Source organism: Streptomyces sp. NH27 (assembly GCF_056859195.1).
The window spans coordinates 1-17,592 of the sequence record NZ_JACEGK010000101.1 but is presented as its reverse complement, the minus strand read 5'-3'; the positions used below and the strand labels follow the sequence as shown (position 1 = coordinate 17,592).

Genomic DNA, 17,592 nt, shown 5'->3' with positions numbered 1-17,592 from the left:
GTACCCGGGGCCGAACCCCCGCAGCGCGCCGGCGGCGCCCCGGCGCCGCGCCCCGCCCCGTACGACGCCCCCTACGACGACCGGTACGGCGATCCGCGCGAATCCGCGAGCCTGGCCGAAGTCCCTTACGGTGAAGCCCACTTGATCGCGCGCGCGGACATGGACGCGGACGACGACATCGACCCGTACGGTGACGCCGACCCGTACGGTGACGCCGACCCGTACGGTGACATGGACGCGGACGGTGACATCGACCCGGAACCGGACGGCCCTGCCGGCAGGCGCCGCGGGGTGGCCGCCGTCGCCAGTTCCGTCGCCGACCAGGGCGTCGCCGCCTTCACCAACATCATCGTGCTGGTGGTCGCCGCCCGGCTGTCCACGGCGGCCGGCTTCGCGGTGTTCTCGATGGTCTACATGGTCTTCACGGTGCTGCTCGGCGTGAACGTCTCCTACGTCGGCCAGGCCCTCGTACTGGAGCGCGGCTTGCGCCGGGTGCGGGCCGCCTGCCGCTCCGCCGTGGCGTTCACCGCGACCGCGTCCGCCGTCCTCGGCTGGGGCATGGCCGCAGGGCTGCTGTTCGTACCCGGCTCCACCGCGCGCGGGCTGGCCGTACTCGGCCTGGTGCTGCCGGTGGTGCTCACCCAGGACGGCATGCGGTACTGCTTCTCCGCGCTGCGGCTGCCGCACCTCGCGCTGGCCGCCGACACCGTACGGCTGCTGGTCGCGGTGCCCGCGCTGGCCATGCAGCCGCACGGCGCGGACGCGGTACGGCTGGTGGCCGTGTGGGGGGTGTCCGGGCTGCCCGCGCTGCTGGTGGGCGCCGCCCTGCTGCGGCGCCGGCTGCGGGCCGCGCCCGGCGAGGTACGGCCGCCGGTGGACATCCGGCCGTACGTCCGGCGCGGCCACCTTGGCCGGCGGTTCGTGGTCGAGTTCGGCGTCGGCAACGCCACCAGCCAGCTCGCCGTGGTGGGCCTCGGCCTGTTCGCGGCGCCGCTCGCGGTGGGCGCCCTGCGCGGCGCGACCACCCTGTTCGGGCCGATGAACGTGCTGTTCAACTCGGTCACCGCGTTCGGCCCACCGCTGCTGAACCGGGTGCGCGGCACCGACCGCAAGGTGCGCGCCACCGTCGCGCTCGCCGTCGCGCTCGCCGCGGTCGCCACCGCGTGGACGGCCGTGCTCATGCTGCTGCCCGCGCACGCGGGCCGGGCGCTGCTCGGCGACACCTGGGCCGCGTCCGCCGGGCTGCTGCCCGCCTCCGGCAGCCAGTACGCGTGCATCGCGCTCGGCACCAGCGCCCTGCTGACCCTGCGCGTGCTGCGACCGCGCGCGACGCTCCCCATCCAGGTGGTCTTCTCGCTCGCCTCGGTGCTGTTCATGCTCGGCGGCTACCGGCTCGACGGCGTGCTCGGCGCCGCCTGGGGCCTGGCGCTCGGCTCCGCGCTGAAGGCCGTCGCCCTCTGGCTGCGCATCGCCGCCGAGCGCCGTACGGCAATCGATGCGCCCGACCCGGGCCAGGCCCCGCGGTCGGCCGCGCCATCGGACGGGCTGTCGACGGACTCCGCGTGAACGGTGCCGCCTCGCCCGCCAGTTCAAGGAGGCCACCCCCGACCAGGAGAGGGCCGGCATCCTGCTCGAACTCCTCACCGGCCCGATGACCGGCATCTACGATTCCGACGGCTTCGGCGCGATGAGGCACCCCTGTGGAGGTGGGCCGTGTTCAGCACCGTTCGTACCGTGATGACCTTCGCCGTGGACCCCGAGGCGTCGGCGGGTTCGGGCATTGGCGAAACGCCAAGTACATCCAGTACGAGGGCGCTCCGCTGCTTGTGGCGGCACGCGGCACGCGGCACGCGGCACGCGGCGGGCGCCGGGTGATCCGGCGTGACCTGCGGAGCAGGCCGGGCCGTCAGTCCGCGGTCATGCTGTCCAGCACGTCAAGACGGGCGGCCCGGCGAGCCGGCCATTGGGCGGCGGCCAGGCCGACCGGAACGGTGGCCAGCAGCATTGGCAACAGCTTGGAGTAGGGCAAGACAGTGCGGAGCTCTGGCAGGGTCACGGTCATGGTGGTGCCGGCCGCCCAGGCCAGGAAGACGCCGAAGGCCATTCCGATCGCCGCGCCGAAGACGGAGATCAGCACCGACTCCAGCCGTACCATCCGCTTGACGCCGCCGCGGTCCAGACCGATCGCCCGGAGCAGGCCGAGCTCACGCCTGCGCTCGAACACAGCCATTGCCAGTGTGTTGACCACTCCCAGGGCCGCGACCAGCAACGAGATCCCGAGCAGCGCGTAGAGCAAGTTGAGGGCGAAGGTGATGGTGCGGTCGAACCCGTCCCTCAGGTCCTGCTTGTTCTCGACCTCGATCACCGGGCTTTTGCCGGTGGCGTCCTTGAGGGCCTGTTTGAACGCGGGGGTTGCCCCGTTCGCGCCCTTGACCAGGATCTGCTGGGCCGGAGCGTGCGGCTGGTGGGCGGTGACCACTCCGCCCGGCAGGAGTACCGGGGCGAGCATCCGGCTGGGCGCGAACACCCCGCCGACGGTGAGGCGGGCGCCGGTCCCGTGCGGGGCGGCCACGGCCACGGTGGAGCCGACGGCCAGTCCGTGCCGGACCGCGAAGTCGGAGTCCACCAGGATCTGCCCCCGTTTCAGTGCCGTGGCCGCCCCTTGACTCATGCTCGGCCGGATCAGCTGATCGGCGCTGTCGGCGTCCAGGCCCTTCGCCTCGGTCCGCACGCCGCCTATCCGCCACTCCACATCGGTGACCGGGCTGGAGGCGACCACTCCCGGGGCCTTGGAGACCGACGTCACGATGCTCGGGTCCAGAGTGCCGGTGAGCGGGGTGACGGCGTAGTCCGCCGCCATCTCTTGGGTCACGGCACGGTCGATCGCATCCGAGACCGAGGCGCCGATCACGGTCATTGCGGTGACCAGGGTGAGTCCGATGGTCAGCGCGGCGGCCGTACTCGCGGTGCGGCGCGGGTTGCGGATCGCGTTGAGCGCGGCGAGTGAGCCGGGGGTGCCGAAAAGGCGGGCGAGCGGCGGGCGGGCCAGAGCGATCACCGGGCGGGACAGCAGCGGCAGCAGTTGCACGATGCCGAGGACCGCGAGGAGCGCCCCCGCCATGAGCGGCAAGCGCGCCGTGGCGCCCCTCTCGGTGCTGCCCAGCAGGACCAGGCCGAGGCCGCCGGCGGCGGTCAGGGAGCCGAGGAGGTTGCGAAGAAGCAGGCTTCGCCGGGTGGCGGGTTGCTCGCCACTGCTCAGCGCGGCGACCGGGGGGATCCGGCAGGCGCGCAGGGCTGGCAGGACGGCGGACAGGACGGTGACCAGGGTGCCGACGAGCAGGGTGATAAGCATGGTTGTCGGGGTGATGACCATGACGGCTCTGGGGAGGTCCGCGTCCAGGGACTTCACCCCCGCTACGAGACCGGCGCCGATGCCGATGCCGAGGAGCAGTCCGGCGGTGGAGCCGGTGAGACCGACAAGGAGCGCCTCGATCAGCACGGAGCGGGTGACCTGGCTGCGCCCGGCGCCGATGGCCCGGAGCAGCGCCAGCTGCCGGGTGCGCTGGGCCACCAGCATGGTGAAGGTATTGGCGATGAGGAAGATGCCGATGAACAGCGAGATCCCGGCAGCGGTGGTCAGCATGGTGGCCAGGCTCCTGCCGCTCTGGGCCAGCCTCTCGGCTTGTTGCGCGGCCAGCTGCGCCCCGGTCTCGGCTCGGAATTGGTTGCCGCCCGGGACCAGCGGGGTGACGGCGTGCAGTAGTGCGGTCTCGGAGGTGCCGGGGGCGGCGGTGACGTCGATGCTGCTGTACTGGTCCGGCGCCAGCGACAGCACCTGCCGGGCGCACTGGGTGTCCAGCAGGGCCAGCGGGTTGCCGGAACGGACCGCTGGCGCGTCAGAGGAGAAGACGCCGGTCAGGGTGACGCTGATGGCAGGGCCGTTGGCGGCGATGCGGACGGTGTCACCGAGCCGGTAGCCCGCCTTCTCGACGGTGCCCCGGTCCAGGGCGACCTCGGTCGCGGTGTGCGGTCCTCGGCCCTGGAACATCGGGTAACGCGCATCGTTCCCGGCGGCATCCGGCACGAAGTTGGCGCCTGTGCTTCTCATGATGTCGCCGATCATGTTGCCGTTCTTGTCCGCGATGGCAGCGGTGCCGCTCACCACCGCGCGGGTCCCGGCGACTCCCGGCAGCGCGGCAATCCGACGGACGGTTGCCTCTGTGAGCCGGGCGGAGCTCTTGGTGCTGTTCTGCCTGGCGCTGGAGGGGAGTCCGGCGGTGTCGTCGGCAACCTGGACCGAGATGCCGGTGAAGTCCTTGCTCCGGCTGTTGTTCGCGGCTTGGTGGATGCTGTCGGAGAAGATCATGGTGCCGGTCATGAAGCCGGTGCCGAGCAGCACGGCCAGGGTGGTCATCAGGAGCCGGCCGCGGTGGGCCAGGACATTGCGCAGTGCGGTACGGAACATGGGTGACGGCCCCCGTCAGCCGACGCGGTCGAGTCGGCGCATGCGGTCCAGCACACTGCCGGCGGTGGGCGCCCGCAGTTCGTCGACGATGCGGCCGTCGGCGAGGAAGACCACTCGGTCCGCGTGGGAGGCGGCCACCGGGTCGTGGGTGACCATGACGACGCTCTGGCCGAAGTCGCGCACGCAGGATCCGAGGAGCGCCAGGACCTCCGCGCCGGCGTGCGAGTCGAGGTTCCCGGTGGGTTCGTCGGCGAAGATGATCTCGGGCTTTCCTGCCAGGGCGCGGGCGCAGGCCACGCGTTGCTACTGTCCGCCGGACAGTTGGCCGGGGCGGTGCTTCAGCCGGTCGGCCAGGCCCACCGCGTCGACGACCCGTGTCAGCCAGTCCCTGTCGGGCCTGCGCCCGGCGATGTCCCCAGGCAGCGTGATGTTCTCCATCGCGGTGAGCGTGGGCACCAGATTGAATGCCTGGAAGATGAACCCGATCCTGTCTCGGCGCAGCCGGGTCAGCTGTTTGTCCTTCAGGTCGACCAGCTCCACATCGCCGATCGTCGCGGAGCCGGAGGTCACGCTGTCGAGCCCGGCCATGCAGTGCATCAGCGTGGACTTGCCGGATCCCGAGGGACCCATGATCGCGGCGAACTCGCCGCGCGGAAACTCCACACTGACGTCGTCAAGGGCCAGGACCCGGGTCTCCCCCTCCCCGTAGACCTTGTGCAGCCCACGGGCTCGGGCAGCCGCCGCGTACGTGGTCGTCGTCATCGTGTCCATCACCATCGGAGTCCTCTCGGTGGAGCTCGGAACGCCGTCCACGCTCGCCCAAGCCGGGTCCTGGGGGCGTCCGGCCCTCAGCGGACCCGTTGGGTGGTCCGTAATGCCGCAGGCGTACGCCTGTAGGGCGACGCCGAGAGCCGGGTGCCCGCCTACGCTCGGCCTGTGGAAGAGATCAAGCCCCGGCCGCCGCTGCTGGGACGCATCCCGCCAGGCGCATGGCCGGTCCTCACCTGGTGCGCGGCCCTGCTGTTCGCACTGGCCCTGTGGCTGCTGGAGCAACAGGGCGGGCCCGAGGCCGCCCCCTTCCTGCAGGGCCCCTGGGCCGGCCTGGCGCTGGCCGTCGGCCTGGCGCTGCCGCTCGCAGCGGCCCGACGCCGACCACTGCCGGTCCTGGGCCTGGTCCTCACCGAATCCCTGGCGGCTGCGGCGCTCGCTCCCTGGGCGTGGGCCCTGCTGCTCCCGACGGCGGACATACTGCTTCTCTACATCGCCGCCACCGCCGACCGCAGCCGTCGCACCACTGCCATGGCGGCCGTCGCGGTCCTCACGGCGCAGATCAGCGGCTGGCGGATCACGAACGGAGGCTGGGCGCACGGTGTGACCGAGGCCGCGGTGCCGATCGCCTCGGTCGCCCTGGTCTCCTGGACGCTGGGCAGCTCGATCCGCCAGCGGCGCGAGTACGCCGAGCGGCTGCGTGAACAGGCCGCCGCCCAGGCGGTGCAGGCGGAGCGCCTGCGGATCGCCCGGGAGCTGCATGACACGGTCGCCCACAGCGTCGGAGTGGTCGCGATCCAGGCCGGTGCGGCCAAGCGGGTCATCGAGACCCAGCCCGAGGGAGCCTGCAGAGCGCTCGACGCGATTGAGCTGACCAGCCGGGAGACCCTCGTGGGGCTCCGCCAAATGCTCGGCACGCTGCACCGGACCGAACCCGAACCGGTGACGGGCATGGCAGGCGTGGACCGGCTGAAGCAGGGCACCGCCACGGCCGGACTCCACGTAAAGGTGCGCTGGCAGGGCACGAGACGTCCGCTGCCACCCGACACGGACCAATCGGCATTCCGCATCATCCAGGAGTCATTGACCAACGTGGTCCGCCACGCGAACGCCCGCCACTGCCAGGTGAACGTCGACTACCGCACCGGCGAGCTGGCCGTCGAGGTCGTCGACGACGGCACCGGCGCGCCGCCCGACGCCGAGACCGACGGCACCGGCTACGGCATCACTGGAATGCGCGACCGAGCAGACCTGCTGGGCGGCGAGTTCAGCGCCGGGCCGCGCCCCGAGGGCGGCTTCCGGGTGACAGCCAGGCTGCCGGGATGACCGTACGCATCGTCCTCGCCGACGACCAGCCCCTCGTACGAGCCGGCCTTCGCATGGTCATCGCCGACGCCCCCGATCTGGAGATCGTGGGCGAGGCCGGAACCGGCACGGAGGCAGTCCGGATAGTCAGGGAACTCCGGCCCGACGTCGTCGTGATGGACATCCGGATGCCCGGCATGGACGGCATCGAGGCCACCCGGATGATCACCACCAACGCCCCAGCGCCGCGCGTACTCATGCTCACCACCTTCGACGACGACAACAACGTCTACGCCACGCTCCGGGCGGGGGCCAGCGGATTCCTGGTCAAGGACATGGCGCTGGACGACATCCTCACCGCGACCCGCGTCGTGGCCGCCGGCGACGCCCTCATCGCGCCGAGCGTCACCCGCCGCCTGATCGAGGAGTTCGCGAACCGTCCCGCGGCCGCGGCCCCTCCGCAGCGACTCGACGGCGTCACCGAGCGGGAACGCGAGGTGCTGACACTCGTCGGGCGCGGCCTGTCCAACAGCGAGATCGCGGCCGAGCTGTTCATCGGTCACGCCACCGCCAAGACCCATGTGGCGCGGCTGCTGACCAAACTCGACGCCCGCGACCGTGTCCAGCTCGTGATCATCGCTTACAGAGCGGGCCTGGTGTCGTCCTCACCATGACCCGGCAGCAAGCAGGTCAGCCCAGGTCTGCGATCTGGCCCACCGCCGCTTACGACAACGAGGACGCCTGCGGGCCTGGCTGTTCTCGATCGCCCCGGCCACCGTGGACCTCAGCCGCCACACTTGTCCCGTCTCATTCGATCTTGCCGGTGACCAACCCCGTGACCAGTGCGGATGCAAGGACGTGTGAGAAAGGTCGAGGCCGGAATATCGGTTGGCGTTGTCGCTCGCCGAAGTTCACGACGACCAGTCTCAGATGATCTTGTCGCTCGGCGTGGGATGGCCAGTATGGTGAGGCGGCGCCACGCGGCGCCCAGGTTGTCGGTGTCATCGCTGCGCACGTAGATCACCGAGCGGACGACATGCTGCGGCTGGGCGCCGACCGCTGCCAGAGCGGTCAGGGCGTTTGCCGCGACCTGGTCGATCTGCATGTCGAGGGAACCCGGGCCGACGAGGGATCCATGGCGGTCGAGCGGGCACTGTACCGCCAAGCAGGCGGTCCGGCCAGCCTCGACTACGGTGATGTGGTGGTAACCGGGCGTTTTCGTGCAACTGGTCAGGGTTGATACGGGTGATCTTCGCACTCATGCCCGCGACTCTGGTGGACCCGCTGCCAACACGCACCGTGATTTGCCTTCCCGAAGAACTACGGCGGCCGGCCCGGTCGGTCGTCTCGCGCCTCCTGACCAGATCACTCCGTCACGGGTAGGCACTCGGCGAGCAGGTCCACGATGTCGCGCCAGGCTCGCTGCGCGTGCCGTGGGTGGTAGCCGACGCCGGGACGCACGGTGTGGTCGACCGACGGGTGGTGGAAGGCGTGCAAGGCGCCGCCGTAGACCACGAGGCGCCAGTCGACGCCCGCGGCCTGCATCTCCGCGGTGAACGCGTCCCGTTGGGCGGGCGGCATGATCGGGTCTTCCGACCCGACCCCGGCCCACACCGGGCAGCGAATGCGCGCCGCCTCACCCGGTCGGCCCGTGATAGTTGCGTTGACTGTCCCGATCGCGCGCAGGTTGACGCCGTCGCGCCCGAGTTCCAGCCCGACGGCGCCCCCGGTGCCGTAGCCGATGGCGGCGATCCGGTCGGGGTCGGTCCGCGGTTCGGCGCGCAACACGTCGAGCGCCGCATGACCGATGCCCCGCATCCGGTCGGGGTCGGCGAGCAGCGGCATGCAACGGGCCAGCATCTCCTCGGGGTCGCCCAAATAGCGCCCGCCGTGAAGGTCGAAGGCCAGCGCTACGTATCCCAGCTCGGCGAGAGCATCGGCCCGGCGGCGCTCGACGTCGCTGAGCCCCGTGCCCTCCGGCCCGAGCAGCACCGCGGGCCGGCGGTCGACGCCGGCCGGGAGTGCGAGGTGCCCGATCATCGTCAGACCGTCGGCCGGGTACTCGACCGTGCGCGTTGTGATCGTCGTCATGAGTCTGGACGATAGTGATCGTCGAGCCTGGCCGGACCTGTGTTCACCGCTGGCAGAAGAGCGCGGGTGTGCCTCTGAAATGCGGCGATAGCTCACAAGATCCGTCACAAACCCCGTTCCCGCGGCAGCATTATCGGATCACCTGCCCTGGCCACGGTACGTGGACCTACCATCGAATACGTCACGCCCTGCGCGTCGTGCTCGTTGATGAGCCGGTCGAAGACCCGCTTGACGGTGTGCCGCTGCTTGCGCGGCGCGTCCAGGTCCTCCCGCAGGATTCCGTCGATCGTCGCCTTGAACGCATCCAGGCGCGAGCCCCGGGGCGGAAGCTGCTTGCGCGGTGCTGGCCACACCGACTCCAGCGCCATTGTGACCGTCCGCCGGCCCACTTCGTACTTGGCCGACAAAGCCCTGCTGGACAGCCCTTCGGCCCGAGCGTCATGGCGGATCGCGGCGCGCAACTCGACCTTCGCAAAGGGCACTTGAGCCATCCAGGGCTAGCCGATGCACTCCGATACTCCCACCGTAAGGCCCTCAACGGAGTCGAAACTCACCGAGCCAGACCTGCTCGCCCGCCCGGAGAACACCGTCACCTCGATCGCGAAGCTCTCGGCGTCTCCAGGAACACGATCGACAACTACGTGCCCGAGCTGAAGGGCGGTCGCCTCGCACTCGCTGAGGCGACGAGCACGCCGGAACTGCCCCGACCCACAAGGCCCGAGGACTGATCACCGCCGTTTGCGGCCGGTGACACGGTTCCTACCGGCACCCCCTGTCGCTAGCGCAGCGCCCTGCGCGGGTCCTTGCTGAACGTGCCGACCAGTGCCAGGCAGAACAGGGCGATGCCGATGCGGCCCGCGGCCTGGAGGAGGGGGCCGCGCAGGAGGATGAAGGAGTAGCCCGCGGCCATCGGTACCACCACGGCCGCGAGGGTGCCAGGGCGGCCGCCCTCCAGGGTGCGGCGGGCGTAGCGGATGTCGGTGCGCGAGCAGGCGTACCCGAGCAGGAGGAACCCGCCGGTCATGCCCAACGGGCCGAAGTCCAGCCATAGTTCGGCCCACAGCGGGGACGACAGGTTGGTGTTGGTCATGCCCATCCAGCGGCCGACCAGCACCCCGGAGTCCAGCGGCTTGCCGTGCCACACCGAGCGCGGCACGAAGAAGAAGACGTCGGCGGCGAGTTGGCGCCCGTGCGCGTGCCCGGTGCCGGACTCCACGTAGGTCAGGGTGTTGGCGAACATGCCGACCTGGTCGTAGTCCTTGATGGTCAGCGGGTCGAGTACGGACGTGGACTGCACCGGGTGGTAGCCGCCCGAGTTGTAGCGGAAGCGGTCCAGGAACGGGAAGAGCAGCAGCGCCGCGACGACCCCGCCGACCAGCGCGGTGCGGTAGACCGCGGGGCTGCGCGGGAACGCGGTGAACAGGATCGCGAAGACCACCGTCAGGAACCAGTAACGCGGGTTGGAGATCGGGTTGTTGACGATGACGTTGATGATGACCAGGCCGCCGAGGGCGACCAGCGCGGGCAGGTTGCGGCGGGCGCGGCGGGAGGTGGTCATCCAGCGGATCAGGATCAGCAGCGCCAGCAGCGCGGGCACCGTGCCGAAGCCGCGGATGAACGCCGAGCCGACGTGGCTGTCACCACTGGCGCCGGTCAGCCCGCTGGCCTGCACGGTCTCGCTGATGCCCTGGCGGCTGGTGAAGAACACCGCGGGGCCGCCGAGTCTGATGATGCACAGGGCGCTGCCCGCGTACGCGACCAGGATCAGCAACCACAGCCGGCGCCGGGCCACTTGCGCCTGCGGGCGGGGCCGCCGTAACCGGTCCGGCGGCTGGAACCGGGCCGCCAGCGCGCCCACGTCGTAGGCGACGCAGCCGACCAGGGTGAGCGAGATCGCCAGCACCGTGTCGGAACGGGCACCGACCACCGGGGTCGGCACCTGCCCGATCACCTCCTGCGCGAGCGGCGCCACCCCCATCGCCACGTAGACGAACAGCCAGAACGCGCCCTGCACCAGGCGCCGCCGCCGGGTCAGCGCCATCGCGCACAGCCGCCCGCCCGCGTAGCAGGTCAGCGCCAGTTGCAGCCAGAACCCGGCGTCGCGCAGGCCCGGGCCCGGCTGCGTCAGGACGTAGCCGGGCAGCAGCACGACCAGCGCGATCACCAGGGGTAGGGCCAGCGCCCGCGACAGCACGGCCCGCCGCACCCCGCGGGTGATCCCGCGCGCCCACGCCTCGCGCCGGCCCGGCCGTGGACGGCCGCCAGGCGCGGACCGCGCATCCTGCCCGTCCCGCGACACGTCGAGCGCCATGGCCCCCCTTCCCCTGCGGCCTGCGGCGAGTCTAGGCCGCACGGGCGGGGCAGGGGCGGGTACACGAGGGTCGGCCCGGCCGCCAAGGACCGGCACCGGAATTTGCGGCCGGGTCAGGAACCGTCGAACGCCTTCTGCAGCACGGCGATGTCGAGCTTGCCCATCTTCATCATCGCCGCCATCGCGCGGTCGGCCTTCTCCCGGTCCGGGTCGGTCAGCAGCGTGCCCATGACGCTCGGCACGACCTGCCAGGACACCCCGAACCGGTCCTTGACCCAGCCGCACGGCCTTTCCTCGCCGCCGCCCTCGGTCAGCCGGGACCAGTAGTAGTCGACCTCGGCCTGGTCGGCGCAGTCGATCTGGAACGAGATCGCCTCGCTGAAGGCGAACTGCGGCCCGCCGTTGAGCCCCATGAACTGCTGCCCGTTGAGCGTGAACTCCACGGTGATCACGGTGCCCGTCTCACCGGGACCGGACTCCGTGTAGCGGCCGACCACGCCGCGCGAGGAGTCCTTGAACACCGACAGGTAGAAGTCCGCGGCCTCTTCCGCCTGGCCGTCGAACCACAGGCACGTGGTGAACTTTCCGCTGGTCATCGCTTCCTCCGTGGTCGTAGGTGGTGTGCGGTGCGCCGTGATCCTGCCGGCCCGCCGCGCTCTTTGCCCCACCTAGTACGACGGATCGGCGGCGCGAAACTCATCGGTGCGCGCGCCGCCGGCCGCATTCGCCCGCGATGTCAGCCCTTTCGGCGGAGTCGGCGGACCAGCTTGCCGAGTACCGCGCGTGGCGTGGCAGGGGCGGACGCGGCCGGGGCCGGGACGGGCGCGGGCGGTGCGGGGCGCCCCACGCGCAGGGACAGGTCCTGCTGCGGCTTGGTCCAGTACGGCGCCACCGTCCGCCCCTCGCCTTCCGGGTGCGGCCGGGCGGCCGGGGGCGCGACCAGTTCGGGCAGCCGCCGCCCGCCGAGCCGGGCCGACTTCGTCCAGCCGAGGGCGGCCAGCCGTACATGGAAGTCCCACGCCCCGTCCGCGAGCGGTCGCCCCGACACGACACGAGCCGGGTCCAGGACGGCGGTGCCGGTGACCGTCACGGTCTCGGCGCCGTCCCCGCCGTCCCCGCCCGCTTCCGCGGCAGTCCGCTCCACCGTGCACGCCGTCTCCAGCGGATACCGCGCACCCGTCTCCCGTTCGCGCAGCACCAGCGTCGCCGTCACCCGCCCGGCGCGGGCCGCGCCCGCCAACTCCTGCTCCCCGAAAGCCTCGTACAGCGCGGGCGACACCCCCGAGGGGGCGAACCGCTCCTGCCCGGCGGCGAGTTCGACCGGTCGCCCGTCCGCAGCCAGGGTCGCGGCGAACGTCACCGCCAGCGTGCCGTCGTCCCGCCAGGCCACGTCGCGCAGCGTCGGCAGGCACGTCAACGTCCGCTCCCAGCCGACGAGTTCGACCAGTTCCACGGTCCGCTCGGCGCGGACGAGCGACAGCATCACGCGCCGGTGCGCGGGCAGTCCCTCGACGGCGGTGGCGGACGCGCACTCCTCCAGCGTCCGCCTGACCTCGGCGAGCAGTGCCGCGCGCTCCGCCTCGTCCGCGTCGAGCAGCCGGGGGCCGCTGATCCGGTCCAGCACCTCGATCCGCAGCCAGCGGCGGTGCAGCCGGTCGCGGGCCGCGCCCGGCTCGGTGAGCGCGTCGGCCGCCGCCATCACCTCGCGCAGCCCCGCGTAGTACGCCGCTGGCGCGGCATCGGCCGGCTTCCGCGTGGGGGCGTAGGAGCAGCAGACGTACGACCCGAGGACGGCGGTGCGGCGGGCGTGCAGCAGCGCGGCCACGGTGAACGCCTGCTCGTCGAAGGGGGCGGTGGACGAACCGAACCGCAGGCCGTGCCGGCGCACCATGGCGGTGTCGAACAGCTTCTCCGCGGTCAGGCTGTCGCCCAGCGGGTCCCGGGACAGCTTGGCGTCCGGCCGATCGCGGGCGTACAACTCCTTTGGCACGGACCGCCCTTCGGCGCCCGCCAACCTGCCCGCCACCACGTCGGCGTCGTGCGCCAGGCCGTACGCGTGCAGGCGGCGCAGCGCTTCGGGGGCGAGCCGGTCGCCGGCGCGGAGGAAGAACAGGTACCCGCCGCGGGCCTCGGCCGCCGCAGCGTCGCGCGGGTCCGTCTCGGCCCGTACGACGCGTACGCCCGCGGGCGGCGGCTCCGGTACGGCGTCGGTGGGGCCGGCCGCGACCAGCACCTCGACGGTGCCCTCGTCCCAGTCCTGCGCGGCCAGCGACGCGAGGCTCGCCGCCACCTGCTCGGCGTCGTCGACCGCGCGGACGATGACGCTGACCCGGGTCCCGGCCGGCAGGGCCGGCTCATCGCCGGGCGCCACCAGCAGGACGACCGGGGCGGCCGTATCGGCCCCGGTTTCCGCCTGCGACGGCGCGGCACCGACGCGGAGCCCGCCGACCGCCGCCGTCGGTACGCTCGGCCCGCCGGCCGGCGTCGCCAGGTCGGTCATGCGGTCCAGGCCGGGGCCCAGCACGCGGACCTGGACTTCCCAACTGCCCGCGTCCGGTGGGTTGCCGCCGGCCGCGCGGCGCGGGTCCACCGTCGCCGTCGCCCGGATCACCGGACGCAACCGCTCCACCCCGTCGGGCCGGGGCGGCAGTTCCTCCCAGACGACCTCGATGTCCCGTGGGAGCATCCACTTCACGGCGGTGCCGCGGTGGCGCAGCAGGACATCCACCCTGAAGCGCGCGAGGTGTTCGGTGAGGTCCACCGGTTCCAGGCCCAGGCCCTCGGTCAGCCGCGGGTCCAGCAGGTACCTGCCCTCGCGCCGCTCGACCGTCAGCGGTGTGCCCTCTTCCCCGTAGCCGAAGGACGCGTCGAACTCCAGGCGCAGCCGCTCACGATGGAAGAAGGCGCCGGTCAGCGTCGCGTCGGCCCGCAAGGTGGCGGCGCGGCGCGCCAGCGTGAGCAGGTCGGCGGTGCGCCCGGCGCGGACCAACTCGGCGCGGGGGCGCTCCAGTCCGACGAGCCCGTCGTAGACCTCCGGCGTCAGATAGTCGGCCGCGACTGAGCGCAGCGCTTCCACCAGCCGCTCGCGGTAGTCGCCGTCCGGGTAGGCCGGGAAGATCGGTTCGCTGAGGTACTTGACCATGTCGGCCCGCCAGAACCGGCGCAGCCACGTGTCGCGTACGGGCCCGGGTTCGGTCTCGGCGAGCAGCGCGTCGAAGATCTCGCGGAGGTTGCCGGCGTAGGAGGCCGGGTCGAGCCGGTCGGGCGTCGCGTGCCCGCCGTCCTCACGTTCGAGGTAGTAGTAGCAGGGGTAGTCGCCGACGATCGACACGGCCTCGGCCCGCAGCACCGCCGGCACCATGAACAGCAGGTCCTCGCCGACGTAGTGGCCCACCGGGAAGCGGATGCCCTGCTCGCGCAGGAACGCCGTGCGGTACATCTTGTGCACGGTGAGGCTGTCGTGCAGCGCGGCCGTCCGGTAGGTCACCGACTCCCGGTTCCGGCTCATCAGCGCCTGCGGCGCCCCGCGCAGCTTGTGGGTGATCGTGACCTTGCCGATCACGATGTCCGAACGGTTGCGGCTGCCCATCGCGTACATCCGCTCCAGGGCTTCCGGCCCCAGGCTGTCGTCGTGGTCCACGAACTGGACGTACTCGCCCCGCGCCATGTCGACGGCCACGTTGCGCGGGTGCCCGGGCCAGCCGGTGTTCTCCAGCCGCACCACACGGAAGAGCGGGTCGGCGGCGGCCAACTCCTCCAGCCGGTCAGGGGTGGAGTCGGTCGAACCGTCATCGATCAACAGCACCTCGAAGTCACCGCGCGCCATCGTCTGGCTCTTCAACGCCGCGATGAGCGGCTCGATCAGCGAACCCGTGTTGTACGTGGGCACGATGACGGTGACCTGCAAGGGCACGCTACTCTCCCCGAATTGTGACAACTCGACCGAATGGGTTCATCCTACGCGCGGCGGACCGGCCGGCCGCGCCACGCCGACGCCGATACCCGACGTCGCCGCCGCACCGTGCGCGCGTGCCGCGCGAACCGGCCACCGCCTACCAACCACCCGCCCCCGGCCACCGGCTACTGGCGTCGCTCGCTCCGCGTGGGAGTCTCGACGGGCGTGGCCGGGTTCTGGTCCGCCGAGTGCTTCTTGCCGTGCCCGGTCGTGGACGCCGGCGGCTTCCCGCCCGCCCGCAACTCCGTGGGCTTGCCCTTGTCCTTGCCCTTGCTCGCACCCTTGGTGACGTGCCGCGGCACCACGTCCTGCGGGAAGATCAGCTGCTGGCTCTGCCAGGTCAGCGCCGCCGGCATCTCGCTCGTCCAGGTGCTGAAGTTGTGCACGCCGTGGTCGGGGAAGATCGACGCGGTCCGCATCGGCGGCTTCGCCATCTGCAGGAACTCCTGCGCCTTCGGGTAGATGTGCTCGTCCCCGTGCTTGCTCGCGGCGACCAGCACCGACACCTGCGGGATCGGCAGGTGCTTCAGCCGCCAGAACAGGTCGTGGGAGTCGATCCGCTTCTGCCGGGCGAGGCCGCTGCCGAACAGGTTGCCGGTGGTGATGTCCTGCTTGATGACGAAGTCGGGGGACAGGGCCACCGCCGAGGTGAAGACGGTCGGGTCGCGCATGGTGAGCTGGAGCGCGCAGGTGCCGCCGGAGGAGTAGCCGAGGGCGCCCCAGGCGGTGGCGCTGTGGCCGACCCGGTAGGTGGCCTTGAGCGCGTCCGGCAGGTCCTTCGCCAGGAACGTCTCGGTCTGCGGCCCGCCCGGCACGTTCACGCACTCGGTGTCGCGCGGCGGCGCGATCGTCGGCCGGATCTCCACGATGATCGTCGGCTGCATCTTGCCCTGCTTCATCAGCTGCTGGGAGATCTGCCAGACCCGCAGCCCCTGCGCGAGGTTGTAGATGCTGCCCGGGTAGCCGCTCATCGCCAGGATCACCGGGAACCGCTGGCGGGCGTACGCCTTCTGGAAGTACTGCGGCGGCAGGTAGACGAACGCCGGGTCGATGACGCCGGTGCGCCGCCCTATGACCCGTACCGACTCGACCCGGCCGTTGGTCGAGGCCGGGGCGCTCGGGATGCCGCTGACACCCTTGAGCAGCGAGGTGTCGCCCGGCTCGATCAGGGGGGTGTTGCTGGCGACGGAGGTACCGGAGCCGTCCGGGCTGAGCGCGACCGGCGCCGTCTTCCCGGTGCCGAACAGGTCGCTCCACGAGCCGTAGAACTGGTAGTCGGCGTTGACGGCCGCGAGCAGCGTGGTGACCGTCACGAGCTGGGTCACGCCGATCACGGCGAACCGTGCTGTGACCGACAGCCACCCGGTGCGTGCGAGGCGCGGCCATGTCCACACCGTGAGCACCACGCATACGGCTGCCAGGCCGGCCAGTACGTAGGCCGTCGACCAACTGGTGAGGCTCATGTCGCTCCCCCCTTTTCTTTCCGTTTCCGTACGGTTAGAGGGCTGAGGGACCCAGTGCGTTCCGTGCGAAGAGTGTGACGATGTTCAAACGGTTCCCGATCACCGGGATGCCCTACCCCGGACGCCCCCCGCGGCTAGGGTGAAGCGACGGTGTCGGGGGCGCCGGGGCGGCGCGCGGCGCCGTACCAGGGGAAGCGGCACAGGGGGAGGCGTCGCGTACGTGAGAGTCCTGCATGTGGTCACCCTGCACACGCCCACCAACGACTTCGGCGGTCCGACCAGGGTCGCGCTGAATCTGTCGCGGGGGCTGCGGGCCAAGGGCGTCGACGCCCGGATCGCCACGCTCGGCGACGGCTTCACCGGTCCGCTGCCCACCGAACTCGAAGGCGTGCCGTCCTTCGTCCACCAGGCCCGGCACCTGCTGCCCGCGTTCGAGGTGAGCGGGATCACCTCGCCGGGGCTGCTGGCGAAGGCGCGCCGCATGGTCAAGGGCGCGGACGTGGTGCATGTGCACCTGATGCGGGACCTGATCACGCTGCCGTTCGCGCTGATCGCCCTGGAGGCCGGGGTGCCGCTGGTGGTGCAGACGCACGGCATGATCGACCCCACCGAGAAACTCTTCGCCAAGGCCGTCGACCTGCTCGGCATGAAGCGGGTGCTGCGCCGGGCCGACGCGATCCTGCACCTCACCGCGATGGAGCGCGACGGCGTCCAGGCGGTCGTGCCCAGCGCCCCGCTGACGACCTTCCACCGCCTCGTCAACGGCGTGGTCCGCCAGGACCGCCGCCCGCCGCGTACCGGTGACCGCCCGCCGACGATCCTCTACCTCGCCCGCGTCCAGAAGCGGAAACGACCCGAGGACTTCGTGGCCGCGATGCCCGCGGTGCTCGCCGTCCACCCCGACGCCCGCTTCGTCCTCGCCGGACCCGACACCGGCGACCTCACCGGGCCGCTGCGCGCGCTCGCCGCCGAACTCGGCGTCGGGCACGCCCTGGAGACCCCCGGCCCGCTCGGTCACGACGACGTGCTGCGCCGCCTGCGCGACGCCGATGTCTACGTCCTGCCGTCCGTGGTCGAGCCGTTCGCCGTCTCCCTGCTCGAAGCGATGTCCGTCGGCGTCCCCGTCGTGGCCGCCGCGACCGGCGGGCTCTCCCCGGACATCGAGGCCGCCGGCGCCGGCGTCACCACCCCCAGCCGCCCCGACGCCGACAACGGCCCCCTCGTCGCCGCCGCG

The 17,592-nt window shown here is 71.8% G+C and carries 11 protein-coding genes and 2 pseudogenes; 4 read left to right on the top strand and 9 right to left on the bottom strand.

Going from position 1 to position 17,592, the window contains the following annotated elements; all coding sequences use genetic code 11:
* Positions 1–231 precede the first annotated feature (231 nt).
* Positions 232–1,566, top strand: a complete 1,335-nt coding sequence (locus AC13HU_RS11320; RefSeq protein ID WP_483041671.1) for an MATE family efflux transporter — start codon at positions 232–234, stop codon at positions 1,564–1,566.
* Between the two features lie 340 nt (positions 1,567–1,906).
* Here the strand turns inward: AC13HU_RS11320 and AC13HU_RS11315 are convergent, their stop codons facing one another.
* Entirely contained in the window at positions 1,907–4,465 is a 2,559-nt protein-coding gene (locus AC13HU_RS11315; protein WP_483041670.1) for an ABC transporter permease, read from the bottom strand.
* 15 nt (positions 4,466–4,480) lie between these two features.
* Positions 4,481–5,242, bottom strand: a pseudogene (locus AC13HU_RS11310) (ABC transporter ATP-binding protein).
* Between the two features lie 159 nt (positions 5,243–5,401).
* Between AC13HU_RS11310 and AC13HU_RS11305 the strand changes: the two are divergent.
* Entirely contained in the window at positions 5,402–6,559 is a 1,158-nt protein-coding gene (locus AC13HU_RS11305) for a sensor histidine kinase (RefSeq protein ID WP_483041669.1), read from the top strand.
* The gene (locus AC13HU_RS11300) at positions 6,556–7,212 is read left to right on the top strand and encodes a response regulator (RefSeq protein ID WP_483041668.1); all 657 of its coding nucleotides are present in this window, start codon (positions 6,556–6,558) and stop codon (positions 7,210–7,212) included. Before AC13HU_RS11305 ends, AC13HU_RS11300 begins: the two co-directional genes overlap by 4 nt.
* A 254-nt stretch (positions 7,213–7,466) precedes the next feature.
* Here the strand turns inward: AC13HU_RS11300 and AC13HU_RS11295 are convergent.
* From AC13HU_RS11295 to AC13HU_RS11265, 7 genes and pseudogenes are all read right to left on the bottom strand, one after another.
* Positions 7,467–7,800, bottom strand: a pseudogene (locus AC13HU_RS11295) (RidA family protein); the annotation flags it as partial.
* A gap of 103 nt (positions 7,801–7,903) precedes the next feature.
* Positions 7,904–8,629: a dienelactone hydrolase family protein gene (locus AC13HU_RS11290; RefSeq protein ID WP_483041667.1), complete on the bottom strand. Its 726-nt coding sequence runs from the start codon at positions 8,627–8,629 to the stop codon at positions 7,904–7,906.
* A gap of 104 nt (positions 8,630–8,733) precedes the next feature.
* Positions 8,734–9,111, bottom strand: coding sequence for a hypothetical protein (locus AC13HU_RS11285; protein ID WP_483041666.1), 378 nt, complete (start codon positions 9,109–9,111; stop codon positions 8,734–8,736).
* A 296-nt stretch (positions 9,112–9,407) separates the two neighbouring features.
* Complete coding sequence (locus AC13HU_RS11280; RefSeq protein WP_483041665.1) at positions 9,408–10,940, bottom strand: hypothetical protein; 1,533 nt, start codon at positions 10,938–10,940, stop codon at positions 9,408–9,410.
* Positions 10,941–11,053: 113 nt separating this feature from the next.
* Positions 11,054–11,536 (bottom strand): VOC family protein, encoded by a 483-nt coding sequence (locus tag AC13HU_RS11275; RefSeq protein WP_483041664.1) that lies wholly within the window; start codon positions 11,534–11,536, stop codon positions 11,054–11,056.
* A 140-nt stretch (positions 11,537–11,676) separates the two neighbouring features.
* Positions 11,677–14,853: a glycosyltransferase gene (locus AC13HU_RS11270; protein WP_483041663.1), complete on the bottom strand. Its 3,177-nt coding sequence runs from the start codon at positions 14,851–14,853 to the stop codon at positions 11,677–11,679.
* Between the two features lie 167 nt (positions 14,854–15,020).
* Positions 15,021–16,358 carry an alpha/beta hydrolase gene (locus AC13HU_RS11265; protein WP_483041662.1) on the bottom strand — a complete coding sequence of 446 codons (1,338 nt, stop codon included), beginning with the start codon at positions 16,356–16,358 and terminating at the stop codon, positions 15,021–15,023.
* 220 nt (positions 16,359–16,578) lie between these two features.
* On the opposite strand from AC13HU_RS11265, the gene AC13HU_RS11260 reads away from it, so the two are divergent.
* Positions 16,579–17,592, top strand: a 1,014-nt coding sequence (locus tag AC13HU_RS11260) for a glycosyltransferase (protein ID WP_483041661.1), incomplete at its 3' end; no start/stop codon positions are given.

What these genes read in the sequence shown, in the direction of transcription:
- AC13HU_RS11315 (WP_483041670.1), bottom strand. Translation starts at nt 4,465, where the DNA reads ATGTTCCGTACCGCACTGCGCAATGTCCTGGCCCACCGCGGCCGGCTC.
- AC13HU_RS11300 (WP_483041668.1), top strand. Translation starts at nt 6,556, where the DNA reads ATGACCGTACGCATCGTCCTCGCCGACGACCAGCCCCTCGTACGAGCC.
- AC13HU_RS11275 (WP_483041664.1), bottom strand. Translation starts at nt 11,536, where the DNA reads ATGACCAGCGGAAAGTTCACCACGTGCCTGTGGTTCGACGGCCAGGCG.
- AC13HU_RS11280 (WP_483041665.1), bottom strand. Translation starts at nt 10,940, where the DNA reads ATGGCGCTCGACGTGTCGCGGGACGGGCAGGATGCGCGGTCCGCGCCT.
- AC13HU_RS11320 (WP_483041671.1), top strand. Translation starts at nt 232, where the DNA reads ATGGACGCGGACGGTGACATCGACCCGGAACCGGACGGCCCTGCCGGC.
- AC13HU_RS11265 (WP_483041662.1), bottom strand. Translation starts at nt 16,358, where the DNA reads ATGAGCCTCACCAGTTGGTCGACGGCCTACGTACTGGCCGGCCTGGCA.
- AC13HU_RS11290 (WP_483041667.1), bottom strand. Translation starts at nt 8,629, where the DNA reads ATGACGACGATCACAACGCGCACGGTCGAGTACCCGGCCGACGGTCTG.